Annotated in this window: 22 protein-coding genes and 1 pseudogene; 14 read left to right on the plus strand and 9 right to left on the minus strand. The window is 71.7% G+C overall.

Translation table 11 applies throughout. The features are described from left to right. Window positions 1-222 precede the first annotated feature (222 nt). The 3 genes from ACZ6TV_RS20055 to ACZ6TV_RS20065 all read left to right on the plus strand — a co-directional run bounded on the left by ACZ6TV_RS20055 (window position 223) and on the right by ACZ6TV_RS20065 (window position 2,737). Window positions 223-1,926, plus strand: coding sequence for an ABC transporter substrate-binding protein (locus tag ACZ6TV_RS20055; protein ID WP_465298709.1), 1,704 nt, complete (start codon window positions 223-225; stop codon window positions 1,924-1,926). A gap of 68 nt (window positions 1,927-1,994) precedes the next feature. Then, window positions 1,995-2,252 carry a preprotein translocase subunit SecG gene (gene secG, locus ACZ6TV_RS20060; protein ID WP_033359745.1) on the plus strand — a complete coding sequence of 86 codons (258 nt, stop codon included), beginning with the start codon at window positions 1,995-1,997 and terminating at the stop codon, window positions 2,250-2,252. 146 nt (window positions 2,253-2,398) lie between these two features. Further along, on the plus strand, window positions 2,399-2,737 hold the full coding sequence (locus ACZ6TV_RS20065) for an RNA polymerase-binding protein RbpA (protein ID WP_465298710.1): 339 nt from the start codon (window positions 2,399-2,401) through the stop codon (window positions 2,735-2,737). 1,022 nt (window positions 2,738-3,759) lie between these two features. Here the strand turns inward: ACZ6TV_RS20065 and pgl are convergent. Genes pgl through tkt form a run of 6 tightly spaced genes read right to left on the minus strand, consistent with a single transcriptional unit; the run spans window position 3,760 to window position 12,015 of the window. After that, a complete protein-coding gene (pgl, locus tag ACZ6TV_RS20070; protein ID WP_465298711.1) occupies window positions 3,760-4,461 on the minus strand; it encodes a 6-phosphogluconolactonase in 702 nt (233 codons plus the stop codon). Then, entirely contained in the window at window positions 4,458-5,471 is a 1,014-nt protein-coding gene (locus ACZ6TV_RS20075) for a glucose-6-phosphate dehydrogenase assembly protein OpcA (RefSeq protein WP_465298712.1), read from the minus strand. The genes pgl and ACZ6TV_RS20075 overlap by 4 nt, the downstream gene beginning before the upstream one ends. A 10-nt stretch (window positions 5,472-5,481) precedes the next feature. Next, window positions 5,482-6,999, minus strand: a complete 1,518-nt coding sequence (gene zwf / locus ACZ6TV_RS20080; RefSeq protein ID WP_465298713.1) for a glucose-6-phosphate dehydrogenase — start codon at window positions 6,997-6,999, stop codon at window positions 5,482-5,484. A 5-nt stretch (window positions 7,000-7,004) separates the two neighbouring features. Continuing rightward, window positions 7,005-8,768, minus strand: coding sequence for a glucose-6-phosphate isomerase (locus ACZ6TV_RS20085; protein ID WP_465298714.1), 1,764 nt, complete (start codon window positions 8,766-8,768; stop codon window positions 7,005-7,007). A gap of 53 nt (window positions 8,769-8,821) precedes the next feature. Next, on the minus strand, window positions 8,822-9,931 hold the full coding sequence (tal, locus tag ACZ6TV_RS20090; protein WP_465298715.1) for a transaldolase: 1,110 nt from the start codon (window positions 9,929-9,931) through the stop codon (window positions 8,822-8,824). Between the two features lie 26 nt (window positions 9,932-9,957). Then, complete coding sequence (gene tkt / locus ACZ6TV_RS20095) at window positions 9,958-12,015, minus strand: transketolase (protein WP_465298970.1); 2,058 nt, start codon at window positions 12,013-12,015, stop codon at window positions 9,958-9,960. Between the two features lie 532 nt (window positions 12,016-12,547). Here tkt and ACZ6TV_RS20100 point away from each other — a divergent pair. From ACZ6TV_RS20100 to ACZ6TV_RS20125, 6 genes are all read left to right on the plus strand, one after another. Beyond that, window positions 12,548-13,534, plus strand: coding sequence for a heme o synthase (locus ACZ6TV_RS20100; protein WP_465298716.1), 987 nt, complete (start codon window positions 12,548-12,550; stop codon window positions 13,532-13,534). Between the two features lie 290 nt (window positions 13,535-13,824). Further along, window positions 13,825-14,148, plus strand: a complete 324-nt coding sequence (locus ACZ6TV_RS20105; protein ID WP_344502999.1) for a hypothetical protein — start codon at window positions 13,825-13,827, stop codon at window positions 14,146-14,148. A 19-nt stretch (window positions 14,149-14,167) separates the two neighbouring features. Further along, on the plus strand, window positions 14,168-15,061 hold the full coding sequence (locus tag ACZ6TV_RS20110; RefSeq protein ID WP_465298717.1) for an ATP-grasp domain-containing protein: 894 nt from the start codon (window positions 14,168-14,170) through the stop codon (window positions 15,059-15,061). Further along, the gene (locus tag ACZ6TV_RS20115; RefSeq protein WP_465298718.1) at window positions 15,058-15,894 is read left to right on the plus strand and encodes an undecaprenyl-diphosphate phosphatase; all 837 of its coding nucleotides are present in this window, start codon (window positions 15,058-15,060) and stop codon (window positions 15,892-15,894) included. Before ACZ6TV_RS20110 ends, ACZ6TV_RS20115 begins: the two co-directional genes overlap by 4 nt. Window positions 15,895-15,925: 31 nt before the next feature. After that, complete coding sequence (locus ACZ6TV_RS20120) at window positions 15,926-16,546, plus strand: fibronectin type III domain-containing protein (protein WP_465298719.1); 621 nt, start codon at window positions 15,926-15,928, stop codon at window positions 16,544-16,546. Window positions 16,547-16,572: 26 nt separating this feature from the next. Then, window positions 16,573-17,319: a TIGR03089 family protein gene (locus ACZ6TV_RS20125; protein ID WP_465298720.1), complete on the plus strand. Its 747-nt coding sequence runs from the start codon at window positions 16,573-16,575 to the stop codon at window positions 17,317-17,319. Window positions 17,320-17,423: 104 nt separating this feature from the next. Here the strand turns inward: ACZ6TV_RS20125 and ACZ6TV_RS20130 are convergent, their stop codons facing one another. Continuing rightward, window positions 17,424-18,587 carry a lyase family protein gene (locus ACZ6TV_RS20130; protein ID WP_465298721.1) on the minus strand — a complete coding sequence of 388 codons (1,164 nt, stop codon included), beginning with the start codon at window positions 18,585-18,587 and terminating at the stop codon, window positions 17,424-17,426. Window positions 18,588-18,775: 188 nt separating this feature from the next. Between ACZ6TV_RS20130 and ACZ6TV_RS20135 the strand changes: the two genes are divergently transcribed. Both ACZ6TV_RS20135 and ACZ6TV_RS20140 read left to right on the plus strand, forming a co-directional pair. Further along, window positions 18,776-18,913: a hypothetical protein gene (locus tag ACZ6TV_RS20135; RefSeq protein WP_465298981.1), complete on the plus strand. Its 138-nt coding sequence runs from the start codon at window positions 18,776-18,778 to the stop codon at window positions 18,911-18,913. Next, window positions 18,910-18,957 (plus strand): annotated as a pseudogene (locus ACZ6TV_RS20140) (hypothetical protein); the annotation flags it as partial. The gene ACZ6TV_RS20135 and the pseudogene ACZ6TV_RS20140, both read left to right, overlap by 4 nt. Before the next feature lie 294 nt (window positions 18,958-19,251). On the opposite strand, the gene ACZ6TV_RS20145 reads toward ACZ6TV_RS20140, so the two are convergent. After that, on the minus strand, window positions 19,252-19,566 hold the full coding sequence (locus ACZ6TV_RS20145) for a hypothetical protein (protein WP_465298982.1): 315 nt from the start codon (window positions 19,564-19,566) through the stop codon (window positions 19,252-19,254). An 89-nt stretch (window positions 19,567-19,655) separates the two neighbouring features. On the opposite strand from ACZ6TV_RS20145, the gene ACZ6TV_RS20150 reads away from it, so the two are divergent. From ACZ6TV_RS20150 to ACZ6TV_RS20160, 3 genes are all read left to right on the plus strand, one after another. Then, complete coding sequence (locus ACZ6TV_RS20150; RefSeq protein ID WP_465298722.1) at window positions 19,656-20,036, plus strand: VOC family protein; 381 nt, start codon at window positions 19,656-19,658, stop codon at window positions 20,034-20,036. Window positions 20,037-20,100: 64 nt separating this feature from the next. Further along, entirely contained in the window at window positions 20,101-20,814 is a 714-nt protein-coding gene (locus ACZ6TV_RS20155) for a DUF4184 family protein (RefSeq protein ID WP_465298723.1), read from the plus strand. Further along, window positions 20,765-21,298 carry a GNAT family N-acetyltransferase gene (locus tag ACZ6TV_RS20160; protein ID WP_465298724.1) on the plus strand — a complete coding sequence of 178 codons (534 nt, stop codon included), beginning with the start codon at window positions 20,765-20,767 and terminating at the stop codon, window positions 21,296-21,298. The genes ACZ6TV_RS20155 and ACZ6TV_RS20160 overlap by 50 nt, the downstream gene beginning before the upstream one ends. A 41-nt stretch (window positions 21,299-21,339) precedes the next feature. Here the strand turns inward: ACZ6TV_RS20160 and ACZ6TV_RS20165 are convergent, their stop codons facing one another. Next, a complete protein-coding gene (locus ACZ6TV_RS20165) occupies window positions 21,340-22,284 on the minus strand; it encodes a COX15/CtaA family protein (protein WP_465298971.1) in 945 nt (314 codons plus the stop codon). Between the last annotated feature and the right edge of the window lie 17 nt (window positions 22,285-22,301).

Here is a 22,301-nt window from a genome sequence, read left to right on the forward strand (position 1 = left end):
CTTCTCCCCTCCCACCCCCACCCCCCCCCCCCCCCCCCCCCCCTCCCCCCCCCCCCCCCCCCCCCCCCCCCCCACGCTGTTTTGTATCCCACCCCTTGTTCCGCACGGCATGAACGACGCCTAAAGTGGCCTGGTCCGCGCCCTGACACGGGGTCAGCGGGACAACAATGCCAGGGCCCGCCCGCCACGAACGGGTGCGACCATGACGAGTGGGGATCGAGCATGCTCAGACAGCACATCGTGGCGTCCATGGCCGGTCTGTCCCTGCTCGTGAGCGCGGCGGCCTGCAGCGACGCGGGCGCCGAGAACCGCCCGCAGCCGCCGAAGACCGGCGGGACCCTCCACGTCGTCGTCAGCGCCAAACCGGCCCACCTGGACCCGCAGCGCATCGCGACCGCCACCGAGGCCAACGTCAGCCGCCTCACCACGCGGACCCTCACCACGTTCCGCTCCGAGCCCGGCGCGGCCGCCAGCGAGATCGTCGGTGACCTCGCCACCGACGCCGGCCGGCCCAGCGAGGGCAACCGCGTCTGGGACTTCCAGCTCAAGGACGACATCCGCTGGGAGGACGGCTCCCCGATCACCTGCGCCGACGTGAAGTACGGCGTGGAGCGCAGCTTCTCCAGCCTGTACTCGGTCGCCCAGCCGTACGCGAAGACGTACCTCGCGGGCACCGACAACTACGCCGGGCCGTTCGTCGGCGGCAACAACAACGGCAAGGGCCTGCAGTCCGTGCAGTGCGTCGACAACCGCAACATCAAGTTCACGCTGTCCCAGCCCGTCGGCGACTTCGGCTACACCGTCGCGATGACCGTGTTCGCGCCGGTCCTCGCCAAGCAGGACACCAAGGCCGAGTACGACAAGAAGCCGTTCTCCTCCGGCCCGTACAAGCTGCAGGAGAACACCGACCAGCAGCTCGTCTACGTGCGCAACCAGTACTGGGACCGCAAGACCGACAGCGTCCGCAAGGCCTACCCGGACAAGATCGTCATCGAGGCGAACGGCGACCTGCCGACCGTCACGTCCAACCTGATCCAGAGCGAGGGCGACTGGGCCGAGACCATCGACCTGGACAAGAACGTCGCGCCGAACTTCGTCCAGCAGGTGGTCAACGACGCCGCCCTGTCCTCCAGGGCCGTGCAGGGCAGCTACGGCGGCATCCGGTACCTGTCGCTCAACACCAAGCGCATCCCGGAGCTGGACTGCCGGCGGGCCCTCGTGTTCGCCTTCAACAAGCGCAAGTTCCGCGCGGCGCTCGGCGGCTCGGTCTTCGGCGACTACGCGAACACGATCATCGCCCCGCAGCTGAAGGCCCACAAGGACTTCGACCTGTACGACAGCAGCGCCAACGTCGAGGGCAAGCCCGACGTCGCGACGAAGCTGATGGACGACCAGCGCAACAAGGGCAAGCCGTGCGCCACGACGCTGACCCTGGCGATCCCGGAGCAGAAGGACATCCGGCGCCTGGCCACCACCATGGTCGAGACGTACCAGCAGATCGGCATCCAGATCAAGGTCAACGGCATCGACCCGGAGACGTACTTCGACGTCATCGGCAACCCCGCCAACACCAACGACCTGCTGTGGGCCGGCTGGATCCCCGACTGGGCCAACGGCTCGGCCGTCATCCCGCCGCTCTTCGACGGCCGCCTCATCCCGACGAAGGCGAACGCGACCAACAACCAGAACTACGCCCTCCTCAACGACCCTGAGATCAACAACGACATCACGTCGGCGTTGGAGGAGTCGGTACCGGAGCGGCAGTACCTCCTCTGGGGCGAGCTGGACGAGAAGATCGCGAGCAAGGCCGTCGCCATCCCGATCATCTACATGAAGGCGCTGCGGATGTCCGGGACCAAGGTCAGGGGCGGCTTCATCCACCCGCAGTTCGGCCAGCCGGACCTGTGTGCCCTGGGGCTCGCCTGACGAGCCCGGTCCAGTAAGCTGGCGTCTGTTTTGCAGACTTGACCGCCCATCGAGAGGACGACCGCGCCATGACGGCGTTCGCCTACACCCTGATCGTGCTGCTCCTCATCACGAGCGTGCTGCTCACCATGCTCGTGCTGCTGCACCGCGGCAAGGGCGGTGGCCTGTCGAGCATGTTCGGCGGCGGCGTCTCGTCCAGCCTCGCCGGCTCGTCGGTCGCCGAGAAGAACCTCGACCGCTACACGCTGCTGGTCGGCATCATCTGGTTCGCCTGCATCGTTGGTCTTGGCCTCTGGCTGAAAATTGTCGAAAACGGTGGTGCCTGAGCACGCTCCGGGTCCTAGACTCATGCGCGCGGTCCGTTCGGCGGGCCGCGCGCAGGTGTTTTTAGCAGGTGCTTTTCGCAGGTGTTTCGCCCACACTCCTGCCTCCGCACGACGTCGCACCCCCCGACGAACAGGAGCGAGCAGCCGTGGCAGCTGGTAACGCCATCCGCGGGACCCGGGTCGGTTCCGGACCCATGCGCTGGTCCGAGCGCGGTGAACAGGCCCCCCGCCGCAGCATCACCTACTGGTGCGCCAACGGGCACATGACCGAGCCCGCCTTCGCCGCCGAGATCACGCCCCCGGCCACGTGGGACTGCCCGCGGTGCGGCCTCCCGGCGGGTCAGGACGAGCAGGCCCCGCCGGAGCGCCCGCGCACCGAGCCGTACAAGACCCACCTGGCCTACGTGAAGGAACGCCGCACCGAAGAGGACGGCGAGGCCATCCTGGCCGAGGCCTTGGCCCGCCTCCGCCAGCGCCGCGGCTGACCCACCCGGCATTCTGTTTCGTCTCTGCACCAGCGACCCGCCCGGCCCCGGTGCCGCTTCCCGCGGCGCTGGGCGGTGGTGGGCGCCCGGGTTGTCCTGTTTCGTGGCTGTTCGCGAGGGCAGCGGGCTGTTCGCGGCCGACCGCCTCACCCAGGCGCCGTTGTCGTCGTCGCCCGGGTGCGCCACGGCGGCGGTGGCGTTGCCGCCGCGCATGAGGACGCCCTGGTTGCGGACGTCGCGGATGCCGGCCCGGCGGGTTCCTTCGCTGTGTGTCGGGCGGCCCGCGAGCGACTGTCGGCGTGGGTGCTGTCGTCGTGCGCGGCCCGTCGGACGAGAGCCCGGACATGGGTCTGGGCGCTGTGATGACCGTCGGCGCGCGTAACTTTCGTCGTGCCGGGTCCGTCGGGCGACGGCTCGAGTGAGGTGGGGCCCCGCCCCGCGATGACCGTCGTCGTGCGCGCTGTCGTCGTGCTCGGCGCGTCAGACGGCAGCCCGCCCGGAGGTGACGCTGTCGTTGAAGGTCACCGGAGACCGTCAAGACCGTGCGAACGTCCCCGAACGGCATCAGCCCGTCCGCGAACCCGCCGGTGCCGTAGGCGCTGGGTGCGGCACCGCCCGGACCAGCGGCGTGCCTGGCCGATGACCGGCGCGTCCACCGTCCGCAGCACGACTGGCGGGGCGCTCTCGGTCGCTGGTGGCCCGCTCCTGCTCACCTTGCGCTTCCGCTTTCACCACCCGGCCGAGCGACCCGAACCGAGCGGAAGCCGTCCGAACCGAGCGACCCGAACCGAGCGACCCGAACCGAGCGACCCGAACCGAGCGACCCGAACCGAGCGACCCGAACCGAGCGACCCGAACCGAGCGAGAGCCGCCCGAGCGACCCGGGCCGAGCGACCCGGGCCGAGTGAGAGCCGCCCGAGCCGTCTGAGCCGTCCGGACGAGCCGGGCCGACCCGTCCGAGCCGACCCGCCCGAGACAACCGTCCGGGCGGGCGCGGCGGGTGGAGTACAGCGGCGAAACGGCTACGAGCGCAGGGACTGGGCGGCGTCGGTGTCGACGAGCCACAGTGTGCGGTCCCGGCCGTGCACCCGTGCCGCAGGCAGCGACGACCCGGCCGCGAAGGCGTCCCGGACCGCGTCCGCCTTGCCGGCGCCGGACGCGAGCAGCCAGACCTCGGCGGCCGTGTTGAGGGTCGGCAGGGTCAGGGTGATGCGCACCGGTGGGGGTTTCGGGCTGTTGTGCACGTCCGCCACCGGGCGCGGGTCGTCGCCGACCGGGTGGCCGGGGAAGACCGACGCGACGTGCCCGTCCTCGCCGACGCCGAGCAGCACCAGGTCGAACTGGGTCCCGGCGATCTCGCGCTCGTACGCGGCGGCGGCCGCCGCAGGGTCCGTGCCGTCGGCGGCGGGCATCGGGTGGACGCAGGCCGGGTCGACGGGCAGGGCCGACAGGAAGGCCTCGCGGGCCTGGGTCTCGTTGCGGTCGGGGTCGCCGGACGGCAGGAAACGCTCGTCGCCCCACCAGAAGTCGACCCGTGACCAGTCGACGGCGTCGCGGGCCGGGTTGGTGTGGACCGCGGCGTAGATCTGCGCGGCGATGCGCCCGCCGGTGAGGACGAGCGCGGCGGCGCCCCGCTCCGCCTGCGCGTCCGTGAGCCGGACGATCAGGCGGGCGGCGGTCGCCTCGGCGAGCAGTTTCGGGTCACCGTGCACGACGACGGTCATGAAGAGACGGTCTCCAGAGTGGGGGAGGAGGCTTCCGGGCGCTCGGCGAGCGCCGGGTCCTTCCAGATGTGCACCCGCGGCGCGACCCGCTCGTCCAGGCTGCGCTTGCCGGTGGCCGCGGCCAGGGCCGCCGCGTACGGCTGGTCCGGGTCGAGGCGGCGCAGCTCCTCGGCGAGCTCCTCGCCGAGCGGCCGGCGGCTCAGCGGCAGGATCCGGTCGGGCTGGCCGGTGCGCCGCAGGGTGGCGATGCCGGCGTTCAGGTCGCGGTTGAGGCTCATGGTGCTGCCGTCGGCGAGCTCCAGGTTGACCGCTTCCATGATCTTGCCGGTGCCGCTGCGGCGGGTCGGGTGCACGCCGAGCCGGGCCTCGAGCCAGCCGCCGAGCAGCGGGCCGGTCGGGTCGGTGTCGGGGGCGACGATCTCGACGGTCTTGACGCCGACGGTGGTGGCGTCGAACGCGCCCGCGAGGAGCGTGCGCCACGGGGTGATCCGCGACCAGGCCAGGTCGGTGTCGCCGGGCACGTAGTCGTCGGCGCGGGTGCGCAGGTTGCCGACGGGGTCCGCGGCCTGGGAGCTGTCGGTGATGCGGCGGTCCGCGACGACGCCGAGCGGGTCGTAGGCGATCCGCTCCGGCGGGTCGCACTGCCACCACGTCACCACCGGCACGTCCGGGGCGAGCAGCGGCATGACGACCGACTCGGCGTGCAGGGCGAGGCGGCCCTGCATGCGCATGACGACGGCCTCGCACGGCCCGAGGCGGCCACCGACGACGATCTCCGCGTCGAGGCGGGACCGCTGCTGGGTGACGTCGGCGCGCACGATGATGAGCAGCCGGCACGGGTGCGCGGACGCGGCGATCGTCGCGGCCGCCTCCGCCTCCCGGACCTGCCGCTCGTCGACGACGGCGACGAGGGTGAGGGCGAGGCCGCTGGTCAGGCCGCCGGCGCTGCGACGCTCGTTGGCCAGAGCCTTGACGACCTCGATGCCTGTGGTGTCCCAAAGTCCGATCATGAAAAGACTCCTAAGCCCGGCGCCAGGCGCGGCCCTCGCGGGCCAGCATCTCGTCAGCTGCTCGCGGGCCCCATTCGCCCGCGCGGTACGGCTCGGGCGTCGAACCCGCCCACGCCTCCTCCAGGGGGTCGATGACGTTCCAGCTCGCCTCGACCTCGGCCGAGTCGGGGAACAGGGTCTTGTCGCCGACGAGGACGTCGAGGATGAGCCGCTCGTACGCCTCGGGGCTGGCGTCGGTGAACGCCTCGCCGTACTGGAAGTCCATCGCGATGTCGCGGACCTCCATCGTCGTGCCGGGCACCTTCGAGCCGAACTTCAGCATCACGCCCTCGTCGGGCTGGACGCGGATGACCAGCTGGTTGTGGCCCAGCATCTCCACGTCCGTCTGGTGGAACGGCAGGTGCGGCGCCTTCTTGAACGAGATGGCGAGCTCGGTGACCCGGCGCGGCATGCGCTTGCCGGCGCGGACGTAGAACGGCACCCCGGCCCAGCGGCGGTTCTGCACGCCGAGGCGGATCGCCACGTACGTCTCCGTCTTGGACTCCGCGGGGACGTCCTTCTCCTCCAGGTAGCCGGCGACGCGCTCGCCCGCGACCCAGCCGGTCAGGTACTGCCCGCGGACCGTGTTGGTGAACACGTCGGTCGGCACGGTGATCGCGTTGAGCACTTTGAGCTTCTCGGTGCGGATCGCGGTCGCGTCGAACGCGGTCGGCTCCTCCATCGCGACCAGCGCGAGGAGCTGCATCAGATGGTTCTGCACGACGTCGCGGGCGGTGCCGACGGTGTCGTAGAACCCGGCGCGGGTGCCGATGCCGACGTCCTCGGCCATCGTGATCTGCACCGAGTCGACGTAGTTGGAGTTCCACACCGGCTCGAACAGGTTGTTCGCGAAGCGCAGCGCCAGGATGTTCTGGACCGTCTCCTTGCCCAGGTAGTGGTCGATGCGGAACACGTCCTGCGCGGTGAACGCGTCGTCGACGAGGTCGTTGAGCTGCCGGGCGGAGGCCAGGTCGTAGCCGAACGGCTTCTCGACCACGACGCGGCGCCAGCCGCCGGACTTCGCGTTGTCGGACATGCCGGTGCGCTCGAGCTGCTTGAGCACGACCGGGAACGCCGACGGCGGGATCGACAGGTAGAACGCCGCGTTGCCCGGGATGCCGCCCTCGTCGTGCAGGTCGTCGAGGGTCTGCGCGAGGTGGTCGAACGCGGCGTCGTCCTCGAACGACCCGGGCACGAACTTGATGTTGCCCGCCAGGCGCGACCACACCTCCTCCCGCCACGTGGTCCGCGCGCCGTTCTGGGCGGCCTTGCGGGCAAGATCCTCGAAGTCGCCGTCGCCCCAGTCGCGCCGGGCGAAGCCGAGCACCGCGAAGCTCGGCGGCAGCAGTCCCCGGTTGGCCAGGTCGTAGACCGCCGGGATGAGTTTCTTGCGGGCCAGGTCACCGGTGACACCGAAGATGACCAGCGCGCACGGCTCGGGAATCCGAGGCAGTCGCCGGTCCTGCGGGTCCCGCAAGGGATTGGTCATCACACTCACCCTCCGAGGGCGGCCAACAATTGGTCGATACCGGAATTCCGGTCGGTCAGATGCAGTCGCAGCAGTGGCCGGCCCTGGTCGGTCAGGACCTGCCGATCGTCGGCGGCTTCGGCGGCCTGCAGCTCGCCGAACGTATACGGTCGCCCGGGGACGCCGAGGTCCCCGAAGACCGCGCCGGTGATCTGGATTGCGGAGGATTCAGGTGTACCGCCGGCGCCTCCGACGCCCGTAACGGCCTGGACCGGTCCACCGCCCCAGGCGAAGCTCACGGCCCGGTCGACCCGTCCGGCAAGCCCGGTCCGCACGCCGAGGGCAGCGGCGTCGGCGGTCCGGTCGAGGTGCGCCTGGACGACGATCGCCCCACCCGGCGGGACCGCCCGCGCGAACTCGTCGATCGCCCCGATGAGCGTCGTCGCCGTGACGGCCCCGTGCACCTCGACGGCGCCGTCGACGAACGCGGGCGCCTGCGGCGGCAACCCGGTGTCGAGGACCCGCAGCACGCCTTCCTGCGACGACGGGTCGCCCTGTCCCGCGCCGTTGACGGGGAGGTCGGCGGATCCGAAGCCGGCGGCGCCGCCGGAGGGCCCGGTGGCGGGTTGTCCGTTGCCGATGAGGCCGGCGATGGTGAGTGCCTGCTCCCAGGCGAGCAGCTGCGCGCCGAGCGGTCCGTTGACGGCGAGGTCGGGCGCGATGCCGCCACCGGGCATGATCCCGGGGACCAGCGCGCCGCCGGTGGTCACGCTGAGCACGTCGGGTCCTTCGTGCCCCCAGCTGCTCGGCGTCTCGAGGACGACCGGCACCGCCCGGGACCCGCCCGTGGCGAGCAGGGCCGCGACCCATTCGCCGATCCCGACGATCCCGCTGCCGTCGGGCGCCAGCGCGATCTTGTCCCGCCCGGCGGCCACGGCGGCGGCGAGCGCCGCGCCGAGCGCGACGGCAGGATGCGCGAACCGCGCCGAGGACCCGGCGGAGGAAACAGCGGAAGCGGAGGAAACAGCGGAAGTGGAGGACGCAGCGGAAGTGGAGGAAGCGGAAGCAGCAGTAGGAGAGCCGGCAGCCGCGGCGGCGACCGCCGGGAAGCCGGTGGGGGCGGCGCTCTGCGACGGCAGCGAGAAGCCGGCCGCCGACGTGTGCCGCGGCGGGGCGGCCAGGGCGAACGCCTGCTCCACCAGCTCGTTGACGTCCGCTCCGGCGAGCCCGGCCGGCACCAGCGAATAGGCCGACAGCGGCACGGGCTGCGCGAGGAACAGCTGCGCGCCCATCTCCAGCGCCGTCGTCGCCAGTGGCGAACCGGGCCGGGTGACGAAGACGAAGCGGCGCCCGAGGTCGTGGATCCCGTGGTCCTCGAACGCCTGCAGGAACGCCCGGCGGTGGCTGTCGACGGCCAGCGGCACCGACGTCGGCGACGAGGAGGTCAGCACGACCACGGTGCGCTGCAGCCGGTCGCCGACGGCGGCGGCGATGCTGTGCGGGTCGGTGCCGTTCAGGACGGTCAGCGGCACGCCGAGCGTGCGGGCGATCGCGTCGGCGGCGCGGGCCGTGACGCTGTCACCGGCGAGCACGACCCGGTCGAGCCCGAGGGCCCGCAGCTCCGTGCGGAGCATCGTGACCCTGGGCACCACGTCGTAGTCGGGGGACCAGTCCGGAGGTCCGGGCAGGGGAGTGGAAGGGGTGCGGGCGGAGATCGCACCGGCGACGGCCGCGGCGCCGAACACCGTGAGTCCGGCCGCCGCGGTGACGTCGTCGAGAAGATCAGGCACCCGCACCCTCCACAGATGACCAGCAGGCCTTCAGCCTACTGAAAACGCGAGGCCTACTTGGCGGCTTCGAGGGCCGACCGCACGGTCTCGATCATCTCGTTGCCGCTGACGCTGAACTTCTCGACGCCTTCGCGCTCCAGCACCTGCACGACGTCGTCGTAGTCGATGCCGGCGGCGGCGAGGGCGTCCATGACCTGCTGCGCCTCCGCGTAGGAGCCGGTGATCGCGTCGAGGCGGACCTCGCCGTGGTCGGCGAACGCGTGGATGACCGCCTCGGGCATCGTGTTGACGGTGCCGGGGGCGACGAGCTCCTCGACGTAGATCACGTCGCGGTACTCGGGGTTCTTCGTCGAGGTGGACGCCCACAGCGGCCGCTGCGGCTGGGCGCCCGCGTCGGCGAGGGCCTGCCAGCGCTCGGAGGAGAACAGCTCCTCGTACTTCTTGTACGCGAGCTTGGCGTTGGCGATCGCGGCCTTGCCCTTGAGCGCCTTCGCCTCCTCGGTGCCGATCTTGTCGAGGCGCTTGTCGTATTCGGTGTCGACGCGCGACACGAAGAACGACGCGACCGACCCGATCTTCGACAGGTCGTGGCCGTTGGCCTTCGCCTGCTCCAGGCCGGTGAAGAACGCGTTCATGACGGCCTCGTAGCGCTCCAGGGAGAAGATCAGCGTCACGTTGACGCTGATGCCCTCGGCGAGCACGGCGGTGATCGCCGGCAGGCCTTCCTTGGTCGCGGGGATCTTGATGAACAGGTTGTCGCGGTCGACCAGCCACCACAGCGCCTTCGCCTCGGCGACGGTGCGTGCGGTGTCGGCGGCGAGGCCCGGGTCGACCTCGATGGACACCCGGCCGTCGATGCCCTTGCTGGCGTCGGCGGCGGGTTTCATGACGTCGCAGGCCCAGCGCACGTCATAGGTCATGAGCGCGCGCATCGCCTCGTTGACCTGCGCGTCGCGCAGGGCGAGGTCCTTGACCGCGCCGGCGTAGTCCTCGGCCGAGGTCAGCGCCTTGGCGAAAATGGTGGGGTTGGTGGTGACGCCCACGACGTGCTGCTCACGGCGCAGCTTGTCGAGGCCGCCGCCGCTCAGCCGTGCGCGGGAGAGGTCGTCGAGCCAGACCGCCACACCAGCGGCGGAGAGCTCGGCCAGCCGATCGGAACTCATCGCAATGCTCCTCAGGGAATAGAGACTCAGTTGCCGGTGGTGGTGCCGGTGATCTCGCCGACCTTGGCGAGCGAGGCGTGCGCCGCCGCGACGACCTTGTCGGGGGTGAAGCCGAACTGCTCGAACAGCACCGTGTGGGGGGCGCTCGCGCCGTAGTGCTCGATGCTGACGGCCACGCCGTGGTCGCCGAGGATGTGCTGCCACGACATGGCGATGCCGGCCTCGACGGTGACCCGGGCCTTGACGCCGGTCGGGAGGACCTGCTGGCGGTAGGCCAGGTCCTGCTCCATGAACCACTCCTGGCAGGGCATCGACACGACGCGGGTCGGGGTGCCCTCCTCCTCGAGCCGCTTCTGCGCGGCGACCGCGAGCTGCACCTCGGAGCCGGTGGCCACGATGATGACCTGCGGCTGGCCGTCGGAGGCGTCCTTGAGGACATAGCCGCCCTTGGCGGTGCCCTCCGCGGACGCATACTCGGTGCGGTCCAGGGTCGGCAGGTTCTGCCGGCTCAGCGCCAGGGCGACCGGGTGGTCGGTGACCTCCAGGGCGCGGCGCCAGGCCCACGCGGTCTCGTTGGCGTCGGCGGGGCGGACCACGGACAGGCCGGGGATCGCGCGCAGCGCGGTGAGGTGCTCGACCGGCTGGTGCGTCGGGCCGTCCTCGCCGAGACCGATCGAGTCGTGCGTCCACACGTAGACGACCGGCAGCTTCATGAGGGCCGCGAGACGCACCGCGGGCCGCATGTAGTCGGAGAAGACGAGGAACGTGCCGCCGTAGGGCCGGGTCGGGCCGTGCAGCTTGATGCCGTTGAGGATCGCGCCCATGCCGTGCTCGCGGATGCCGAAGTGCAGCGTGCGGCCATACTCGTTGCCGGGGAACGCCTTCGTGGCGAACTCGGCCGGCAGGAACGAGGGCTCGCCCTCCATCGTGGTGTTGTTGCTCTCGGCCAGGTCGGCGGAGCCGCCCCACAGCTCGGGCAGCACCGGGGCGAGCGCGCCGAGGACGTCGCCGGACGCCTTGCGGGTCGCGATGCCCTTCTCGTTCGCGGGGAACTCCGGCAGCGCCTTCGCCCAGCCCTCGGGCAGGCGGCCGGCGAGGAGCCGGTCGAGCAGCGCGGCGCGGTCACCGGCGCCGGCGCGCCACGCCTCGAACTCCTTGTCCCACCTGGCGTGCAGGTCGCGGCCGCGCTCGATGGCGCCGCGGGAGTGCGTGAGGACGTCGTCGGACACCTCGAAGGTCAGCGCCGGGTCGAAGCCCAGGACCTGCTTGGTGGCGGTGATCTCGTCGGCGCCGAGCGCCGAGCCGTGGATCTTGCCGGTGTTCTGCTTCTTCGGGGCGGGCCAGCCGATGATCGTGCGCAGCGCGATGAACGACGGGCGGCTCGTCTCGGCCTTCGCGGCCTGGAGCGCGGCCCACAGCGCCTCGACGTCCTCGGTGTAGACGCCGTCGCCGGCGTCGTGCCCGGCGCGCCAGTCGACCGTCTGCACGTGGAAGCCATACGCCTCGTAGCGGGCGGCGACGTCCTCGCTCTTGGCGACCTTGGTGTCGTCCTCGATCGAGATCTCGTTGTCGTCGTAGATGACGACGAGGTTGCCGAGCTTCTGGTGGCCGGCGATCGCGCTGGCCTCGTGGCTGATGCCCTCTTCGATGTCGCCGTCGGAGCACAGCACATAGACATGGTGGTCGAACAGGCTCTCACCGGTCGCCGGCTCGGGGTCGAAGAGACCGCGCTCGCGGCGGGCCGCCATCGCCATGCCGACGGCGTTGCCGAGGCCCTGGCCGAGCGGGCCGGTGGTGGTCTCCACGCCGGCGGTGTGGCCGTGCTCGGGGTGGCCGGGGGTCAGCGAGCCCCACTGCCGCAGCGACCTGAGGTCGTCGAGGCTCAGGCCATAGCCCGAGAGATACAGCTGGATGTATAGAGTCAGGCTCGAGTGTCCACAGGAGAGCACGAAGCGGTCGCGGCCGAGCCAGTTGGGGTCGGTCGGGTCGTGCTTCATGACCTTCTGGAACAGCATGTATGCCGCGGGCGCCAGGCTCATCGCGGTGCCGGGATGGCCGTTGCCGGCCTTCTCGACGGCGTCCATGGCGAGGACCCGCACCGTGTCGACCGCCCGGCGGTCGATGTCGGACCAGGAAAGCTCGGGACCCTTGACCTCTTCAGCGCTCACGGCTGTGCTGCTCCTGTCGAACGAGGGATAGCAGGGCTGTTCAGATCGACCCTACCCACGAACGGGTAGCCCCACGCGCAGTCGACCATGTTTCGGACATCGGCGACACTGCCTGCGGCAACGGTAGTCGATGCCCGCCGCGCGCCCGACCGCCGCGCGACTGCGACGATGCCCGCTCCCGGCGGTAAACCTGTATCGATTCAGCCCTGCGCGAAACTTTTGCTGGCGCGGCACCGGCGGCGCCCCCGGACGAAGGCGCGCGCCGATGTGCCGGGGGAGGTGGTGGGGTCCCGGTCTGGCCTGCGTTGATCCTGTTCTAGGATGCGAGAGCCCGCCGGTCTCGGCGGACCCTCGGTGCCACCGTGCCAGTTCCGTGCCGTCCTCCGGCCGGGCCTCTGCGGCAGGCGGACCCCGGGTGCGGCCGATGCCGGAAGGTGGCTATCCAGACGTGACGCAGCTCGTCGACCGTGCGGTCTCCCAGGGCGCGTCCGAGCCGGTCCGCCCCACGACGGCAGCGGCATTGGCCCGGGCACAGCAGCAGCAGGCAGCGAGCCGCAGGGCTGGCTTCGGCGCCGTCGTCAAGGCCTATGTCTCGCTGACCAAGCCGCGGATCGTCGAGCTGCTGCTCATCACGACCGTCCCCGCGATGCTCCTCGCCGACCGTGGCGTGCCCTCGCTGTGGCTGATGGCCGTGGTGCTCGTCGGCGGCTCGCTCGCGGCCGGCGCGGCCAACGCGCTCAACTGCTACATCGACCGTGACATCGACCCGCTGATGAAGCGGACGTCACGCCGCCCGCTCGCCACGCACAGCATCACGCCACGGGCCGTGCTCGTCTTCGGGCTGATCCTGGCGGCGCTGTCCACGATGCTGATGGCCGTGTTCACCAACCTGCTCGCCACGCTGCTGACCGTCGGCGCGATCGCCTACTACGACCTCGTCTACACGCTGTGGCTGAAGCGCACGACGCCGCAGAACACGGTGTGGGGCGGCGCGTGCGGCGCGGCGCCGGTGCTGATCGGCTGGGCCGCGGTCACCGGCTCGCTCGCCTGGCCGGCATGGGTCATGTTCGCCGTGGTGTTCCTGTGGCAGCCGCCGCACTTCTACGCCCTCGCCATCAAGTTCAAGGACGACTACGCCCGCGCCGGCATCCCGATGCTGCCCGTCGTGGCGAGCATGCGCCGGGTCGGCCTGGAGACCGTCGTCTACAGCTGGCTGACGGTCGCCGCCTCGATCGCGCTGTGGCCGTTCGGCATGACCCCCCTGTATGGGGTCGTCGCCGTCGTCGTGGGCGCGTTGCTGCTGGTGGAGGCCCACCGGCTGGACGGCCGGGCGCGCCGGGGCGAGCCGCTCAAGCCGATGCGGCTGTTCCACTGGTCGGTGACCTACCTGACGCTGCTGTGCGTGGCGGTCGGGGTAGACGTCTTCATCCAGTGATTTCGTTGCACCCCGCGCCGCATTGTTGCCGGGGACACCGCAGTCAATTGTCGAGCTAAGCGCGGACTTACCCCGGAAACGCCCGAATTTTTGGCACACCTCGCGCCGCTCTACGTGACGTGATGCATGTCTCTCGTTCAGTCGCCAAAACGAGGACCTGAATATCCGCTTTTAACCGGTTCTGTCAGGGCAAAGCGAACGTGCCATGAACGAAACCTGTCAGTAACTACGATCACATCAGTACCGCAGTTCAACCACAAGTGGCGGGCGCCCCCTTTAGTGTGGCCGTCATGGCAGATGGTTCCGATACGACGATGACCCTGAGCCGCCCGGTGCCGGGCAGCCTGATCTCCGGCATCAAGTCCTTCGCGGACGACCACGGCGGCGCCAAGGCAGTCATCGAGTACGTCGGCCGGCGCGGTGCTCGCATCGTGCTCGTCGGGGAGGACGGCGTCTGGGGCGACCAGATGGCCGAGGGCACCGACATCGCGCGTTCCGCCTGCGCGCAGGCCGGAGTCAAGATCGAGAACGCCTGGGAGCGCGAGCTGCTCGAGCAGATGCGGCCCAGCAACGACCTCTGGCGCTCCATGGGGCGGCGTGTCCTGTCCCGCTAGGGTCGCCTATCTTCGCTGAGTGATCACCGAACAGTCATATTCCGCGACCCGGGCCCGCGCCCGGGTCGCTCTCGTTACCTGCGCCGAACTGCCAGACCTCGACGCCGACGACCAGAGCCTCATCCCGGCGCTCGCCGCGGTCGGCGTGACCGCCGTCCCCGCCGTCTGGGACGACGCGGACGTGGACTGGGCGGCGTTCGACCTCGCCGTCGTGCGCAACACCTGGGACTACCCGAAGCGCCGCGCCGAGTTCACCGCCTGGGCGGGCTCCGTGCCGCACCTCGCCAACGCCCCCGACGTCATCGCCTGGAACACCGACAAGCGCTACCTGCGCGAGCTCGAGGAAGCCGGCATCCCGATCGTCCCCACCACCTGGATCGACCCCGGGGACGCCGTGGAGTTCGGCACCGGCGAAGAGATCGTGGTCAAGCCGGCCGTGAGCGTCGGCAGCGTCGACACCGGCCGCTACCGGCTCCCCGAGCAGACGGACCTCGCCGTCGCGCACGTCCGGCGCCTGCAGGAGGCCGGACGCACGGTCATGGTCCAGCCGTACCTCGCCGACGTCGACACCGCGGGGGAGACCGCGCTGCTGTTCGTCGCCGGCCAGTTCAGCCACGCGATCCGCAAAGGCCCGATCCTCACCGGCCCCGACGTGGGCGTCGACACGCTCTACCAGGAGGAATCCATCACACCGCGAACGCCGTCGCCGGCCGAGCACGCCCTCGCCGAACGGGTCCTGACGGCGCTGCCGTTCGACCGGTCCGGCCTGCTCTATGCCCGCGTCGACCTGCTGCCGACCCCGTCCGGCGATCCCGTCGTCATCGAGGTCGAGCTCACCGAGCCGTCGCTGTTCCTGACCACCGCCGACGGCGCTCCCGACCGGCTCGCCCGAGCGATCGCCGGCCGCCTGTGAACATCTTCGAGGCGGTCCTCCTCGGCTTCGTCGAGGGCCTGACCGAGTTCCTGCCGATCTCCAGCACCGGCCACCTCACCATCCTGGAGAAACTCCTCGGCTACTCGATCGACGACCCCGACATCACCGCGTTCACGGCGATCATCCAGACCGGCGCCGTCCTCGCCACCGCGATCTACCTGCGCCGCGACATCGCCCGGATCGTCCCCGCGTTCTTCCGCGGCCTGTTCGACAAGACCAGGCGGGACAACGCCGACTACCGCTTCGGCTGGTCGGTGATCCTCGGCTCGATCCCGGTCGCGGTCATCGGCCTGCTCTTCAAGGACCAGATCGAGACCACCCTGCGCAGCCTCTGGTTCGTCGGCGGCGCCCTCATCGCCTTCTCCGGCGTCATGTGGTTCGCCGACCGCGCCGCCACCCAGCAGCGCCACGAGGCCGACGTGACGTGGAAGGACACGCTCATCATCGGCACCGCCCAGGCGCTCGCCCTCATCCCCGGCGTCTCCCGCTCCGGCGCGACGATGTCGGCGGGCCTGCTGCGCGACTTCGACCGGGTCACCGTCACCCGGCTGTCGTTCTTCCTGTCCATCCCCGCCCTGCTCGCCGCCGGCGTGCTGCAGATCGCCGACGAGCACGACAACATCGCCACCGGCGTCGGCTGGCCCGCGACGATCACCGCCACCCTCGTCAGCGGCATCGTGGGCTACCTGGCCGTCGCGTGGCTGCTGAAGTTCGTCGCGCGGCACACGTACACGATCTTCATCGTGTACCGGGTCTGCCTCGGCACCCTCCTGCTCGTCCTGGTCGGCACCGGGACGATCGAAGCGACCTAAGCTCCCGCTCCGGGCCGCCGATGTACCGATAGTGAAACGGCGGCTCGGTGCGGCGCTCGTCCTGACCTCGGCACTGCTCGCCTGCGTCACGGGCTGCGGCGTCCTGCCCGGCCTCGGCTCCGGCGGCGGCGCCAAGAAGAAGCAGGACGGCAAGGTCCTGGACCTGCCGCAGAAGACGGTCTACTCGAAGGGCGACGCCGTCGACCCGTCCGCCGGCATGACCACCGGCGCCCCGGTCCGCGGCCCCATCGCGTCGATCTCGCCGCTGCCCAAGGTCAGCCGCAGCTACCCCACGCCGAGCATGAGCCCCACCGAATGCACCGGCGTCGTCCGGCAGGGCGTCGTCAACGGCGCCGAGGTCGTCCCCGGCACCGCCTCCGCCGTCGTCAGCTGGTGGAACATCGGCGACCCCAACATCGTCGAGTACAAGCTGACCGCGATGTCGCAGGAGCTGCTCATCGGGCCGCAGCCGGGCTGGACGTGGCAGACGGTCCCGCCCGACAAGGGCTGCACCCGGGTCACGGCGACGGTCACCGGCCTGATCTCGCAGACCCCGTACGTCTTCGTCGTGCACGCGCTGCTGAAGAAGTACGAGTCGCTGCCGCCCACGGCGCCCGAGATCGCCCGCTCCGAGTCCGTGCGGATGCTGTGACCCCGGCGGCGGCTATCGTGGGGGCGGTGACCGACGCCCCGCAGCTGGTGCGGCCCGCCGCCGTCGACGGGCTCGACGTGCCGCTGCTCACCCACTACGACCCGGCCGGCCGGCGCACCGCGCTGACCGCGGCGCAGCTCGGCGGCCTGGCGGCGCGGACCGCCGGCCTGCTGCACGACTGCGGGCTCGGCTCCGGCAGCCGCGCCGCGGCCCTGCTCCCGCCGCACTGGCGCACCGCCGGCGCCCTGCTCGGCGCGTGGTCGCTCGGCGTCACGGTGTCGTTCCACCTGGCCGCGACCGCGGGCCTGCCCGCCGCCGGTCCGGACGCGGGCGTGCCGTTCGACGTGGTGTTCGTGGCGGGGGAGCGGGCCGGCTCGTGGCTGGAGGACATCCCGGACGCCCCGCACCGGTTCGTGTTCGGCCCGGGCACCGGCGATCCGCGCGACCTGCTCGGCTACCGCGACTTCGAGACGGCCGTCGCCGCCTATCCGGCCGGCGTCCCCGCGCCCGCCCTGGTCCGCACGGGGTCGGCGGCGAGCGGCGACGGCACCACGTATGGGCAGTGGGGCAGCATCGCCCGTGAGCTGGCCGACCGGCAGGACCTGCGCGCCGGCGACCGGGTCGTGGTCGACGCCGCCGAGCACGAGCATCCGGTGAAGTGGCTCCTGGCCCCGCTGTCGGTGGGCGCCTCGATCATCCTGTGCACCGACCCCGCCCGCCTCGACGAGATCTCCACCACCGAGCGGGCGACGAAGATCTTCGGCCGCCCCTGACCCCCCATGATCCGGAAGACTTCGTGCAGCCATGGGCGCACAGACTCTTCAGGATCATGAGAAGGCCCGGATGACGGAGAGCCCGCGCTCCGAACCGGGTTCCGTCAGAGGCCTTTCGCGTGAGCCTGGAGTGCGCGGTCGACCAGTACACCAGCGGCATCCAAGGATCCGTCGGCCGCTCCTGCCGCGGCGGTGGCGCGGGCCAGGTTGGCACGCATCACGTCGGGGTGCACGAGCAGCGGCTCCAGGGCGGCGCGCAGCCACGACGCGGCGGAGCCGGTGCAGACGAGCAGCTCGCGCAGGGGCCGCCACTCCGCGTGCCAGGCGCCGGCGGCGCGCTCGTGCTCGTGGGCCATCGCGGCGAGGACGCTGGCGACCAGTCCCGGCGCGGACGCGGCGCTGCCGAGGGCGCAGACGGCGGCGACGGGGTCGCGCTTGTGCGGCATCGCCGCCGAGCCGCCGGGAGCGGCGGCGGAGACCTCGTCGACCTCGTCCTGAGCCAGCAGCGTCAGGTCCCGGGCGATCTTCGCCACGACCCCGGCGGCGGAGCCGAGCGCCCCGGCGAGGTCGGCGACGCGGGTACGCTCCGTGTGCCAGGGCAGGACCGGCTCGGCGAGACCGAGCAGGGTGGCGAGGCCCTCGACGACGTCGGGGCCGTCCTCGCCGAACGGGGCGAGGGTCCCCGCGGCGCCGCCGAACTGCACCGCGAGGCGCTCCCGCCGCACCTGCTCCAGGCGCCGGCGGGCCGCGTCGAGCCCGCCGAGCCAGCCGGCGGCCTTCAGCCCGAACGTGGTCGGCACCGCCTGGCGCAGCAGCGTGCGGCCGATCATGCGGGTGTCGCGGTGCTCGCGGGCCAGCCGGGCGGCCTGCTCGGCGCAGCCGGCGAGGTCGCGCAGCAGCGGCCGCAGCGCCTGCGACGCGACCAGCATCCCGGCGGTGTCGAGGATGTCCTGGCTGGTGGCGCCGAGGTGCACGGACGGCCCGGCGTCCGCGGCGAGGGCGCGCAGCGTCTCCACGAGCGGCACGACGGGGTTGCCGCTGGCGGCGGCGCGGGCGCCGAGATCGGCGGCGGCGAAGCGCTCGGGCTTGGCGCAGCCGGCGATCGTGTCGGCGTGCGCCTGCGGGATCAGCCCGCTGAACGCCTGCACCTGCGCGAGCGCCGCCTCGACCTGGAGCATCGCGGTCAGCCACGCGTCGTCGCCGACGGCGGCGGCGACCTCGCCACGGGCCAGGACGCCGTCGAACAGGCTGGAAGCGCTGGGTCTCATGGCCGCCTCCGGTCACTGGTCTGGTGTCGACTCTATCGGCGTGGCCTGCGGTGATGTCGTCGTTTGCGGCAGCGCGCGCTGGGTGGCGAGCTCGTGGCGGGTCGGCGGCGGGGTGCGCGCCGGCACCGGCGCGACGGCCAGGTCCCACCCGGCCGCGGCGCGCGCTGTTCGGGACCCGCGCGGCCGGCGTGCACGAATGGCTGGTCCGGGAGGCCGGCTCGGTGCCCGCGGTCGAGACGCACGCCGCCGCCCAGGAGCGCCACGAGGCCGCCGCGCTCGCGTCCGGCCGCCCGGCGGCGTCGCGCTCAGCGCCCTGCCCCGGCTGAGCCTCGCCCGGCGGTCGCCGGTCGGGGTCGTCGGCGTCATCGCCCCGTTCAACTTCCCGCTGATCCTCGCCGTCCGGGCGGTCGCTCGGCATCCTCACCGGCGACCCGCCGCGGGGCCTCGCGCTCGCCGAGCGGATCCCGGCGGGATCGTGCACGTCAACGACCAGACCGTCAACGACGAGGCGGTCGCGCCGTCCGGCGGGGTCCGCGACTCCGGCAACGGAGCACGGGCGGGGGCGGACCGAACGCGGACGCCTGCACCGACCTGCGGTGGATCACGGTCCGCGACACGATCGCCCCCTAGCCGTTCTGAGGTCCGCCCCCTTTCCGGGGCCGGCTCACAGGAAGTCGGTGAAACCCGGACGGAAGCGGTCGTCCGGGGCGCCGATCGTGGTGAACACCAGCCCGCCGCGTGGCTCGACCCCGGGAAGATGCTCGGTCATACGCTGCTGTTCAACGACGCAGGCCAATGCCTCTTGCAGGTCTGATTCGAGCTGATGGATCGCTTCCTCAAGATTCTCATCCTTGCGTGACCAGTCGATATCGGCCTCGCGGAGCTGCTGTCCGGCCAGCTTGGCGATCACGTCGGGGTCGTTGACCGCGACCTCCAGGCGGCAGTAGATCTGCATGATGAGCGGTTCCGGTTGACCCATTGCAGAAGAGTTGCACATGGAAGAACTGCCGCCAAAGAACGTGCAGATGAATTTACAGCCCGGCAATAGACGCGGCTAAGGTGTTGCGGATGGTGTCGTTCCTCCGCAATGTGGCGTTCGACTGCGCCGACCCGTTCGCCCTCGCCACCTTCTGGGCCGAGGTGATCGGCCACCCCGTCCACCCGGAGTGCGCGCCCGGCGACGCCGAGGTCGTCATCGAGCCGCCCGGCGCGGTCCGGCTGTATTTCCAGGCCGTCCCGGAGCCCAAGACGCTGAAGAACCGGGTCCACGTGTGTCTCGAGCCCGGCGACCGCGGCCGCGACGCCGAGATCGACCGGCTCCTCGCGCTCGGCGCCACCGTCGCCGCCGACCACCGCGAGCCCGGCGGCTCCGGCTGGGCGGTGCTGCACGACCCGGCCGGCAACGAGTTCTGCGTGACCCGCTCGGCGGCCGAACGCCACCCGGTGTGAACGTTTCGGGCAGGTCTGGTGCAGACCGGCCCGATCCGGGTGGCGGTGCGGCAGGGTCGGCCGTGTGCCCGCGACGCTTCCCACGCATCCCCTGGCCGTCCTGCCGCTGAAGCTGTGGCGGCCGCGCTGGTTCGACGGCGTCGCCCTCGCCGTCGGCGCCACCGCCCCCGACATCGCCTACGCCGCCGGCGATCTCGCGGTCATCCGCAGCCACACCGTCGCGGCGGCGTTCTGGTGGGGGCTGCCGGTCACCGTGCTCGTCGCGTGGCTGATCCGGCTCGGCGCGCCCACCGTCGCCGCGCACCTGCCGGGAGCGCTGCGCGAATACGGCGTGCTGCGGAAGGTCCGGCACCGGTGGTGGGTCACGGCCGGCTCGGCGCTGCTCGGCGACGCCAGCCACCTGCTGTGGGACCTGGTCACCCACCCCGTCGGCGTCATCGGCTCGTGGCGCCTGGTCCGCGACGTCAGCGACTACGCCGCGCTGCTGCTGTTGCCGCTCTTCCTCATGTACGTGGCGCGCCGCCACCTCGTCCGTGAATGGCACGGGGCCGCACCGGTCGTCGAGCGCCGTCCGCTGCTGTTCTGGTCGGTCGCCGTCGAGGTGTTCGCGGCGGGAGCGTTCGTCACCGGCGCGCTGAGCTACGGCGGCCCGCACGTGTTCGTCGTGCGGCTCATCGTATCGGCGATGATCGCTCTGCTGGTGGCCTGTCTGGCACTACACTGCGTGCGTGCTCCTGGAGACAGACCGGTTGTCGCTGCGGCGGTTCCACGCGGGTGACGCCGCCGCCCTCGCCGCCTACCGTTCGGATCCGGACGTCGCCCGGTATCAGTCGTGGGACGCGCCCTATCCGCTCGGCGACGCGCTCGCGTTCGTCACCGAGACCGCGCACCTGGACCCGGAGCGGGAGGGCTGGTTCCAGTACGCGGTGGAGGGCCGCGACAACGGGCTGCTCCTCGGCGACGTCGGGGTCAACCGCGGCGACGGCGGCCGGCAGGCGGAGATCGGCTTCACGTTCGCGCCCGCCTTCCAGGGCCAGGGCTATGCGACCGAGGCCGTCGGGCGGGTCGTGCGGCACCTGCTCGTCGAGGAGGGCCTGCACCGGGTGCACGCGTCGCTCGACGCGCGCAACGAGCGCTCCGCCCGGCTGCTGGAGCGGCTCGGCTTCCGCCGGGAGGGCCTGCTCGTGCGCGCCAGCTACTGGAAGGGCGAGTGGACCGACGACCTGCTCTACGCGGTGCTCGCCTCGGAGTGGGCCTCGTAAAGCCAGGTGGCGCGATCCTTCGCCGGGTGGCGCGGTCCTCGCTACGCGGTGCTCGCGTCCGAGCGGGCGTCGTGGATCTCCTGCACGGGCTCCGCTTCCGGCTCCCGGCGGGGTGACACGGCCAGCAGCAGCCCCATCGTCGCCGTCCACACCAGGCAGGCGCCGAGCATGTGCAGCAGCACGACCGGCCAGGGCAGTCCGGTGAAGTACTGCACGAAGCCCACCACGCCCTGCCCGAGCTCGACCAGCAGCAGCAGCCCGGCGGCGCGGGTCACCCGCAGCGGCGCGCCCAGCGCGCGCAGGCCCAGCCACAGCGCCAGGGTCAGCCCGACCAGCACGAACACGGCGTCGCCGTGCAGCTGGGAGACGGTCGCGGGGTCGAAGCCGGTCCGGGCCGCCTTCGTGTCGCCGGAGTGCGGCCCGCTTCCCGTGACGACCGTGCCCAGCACCAGCACCGCCGCCGACACGGCCGTGACCACGATCCCGGCCGTGCGGATCGCCCGCGGCGCGGTCCAGCGCGGCGGCACCTCGCGGGTGCGGTGCCAGAACACGTAGGCCAGGGCGATCAGCACCATCGAGGCGAGGAAGTGCGCCATCACCGTCCACGGGTTGAGCGCCATCCGGACCGTGATGCCGCCGAGCACGCCCTGGAACGCGATGCCGGCCATCATCCACACGGCGGCCGGCAGGAGTCCGGCGACCCGCCGGCGCTGCCGCCACGCGGCGAGCAGCGCGACGACCGCGAAGAGGCCGAGGACGAACGTCAGCGTCCGGTTGCCGAACTCGATGATCCCGTGATGCCCCATCTCCTGGGTCGTCACGTAGGACTCCTCGGTGCACCGCGGCCACGTCGGGCAGCCCAGGCCCGACCCGGTCAGCCGGACGAGCCCTCCGGTGCACACGATCCCGACATTGGCGACCAGCGAGGCGAGAGCCGCCCGGCGCAGCACCACGGGCCGATCGAGCAGCGACGACAGCTTCCCCAACACCCGGCAGATACTAC

It is taken from the genome of Dactylosporangium sp. NPDC051087 (genome assembly GCF_055586325.1).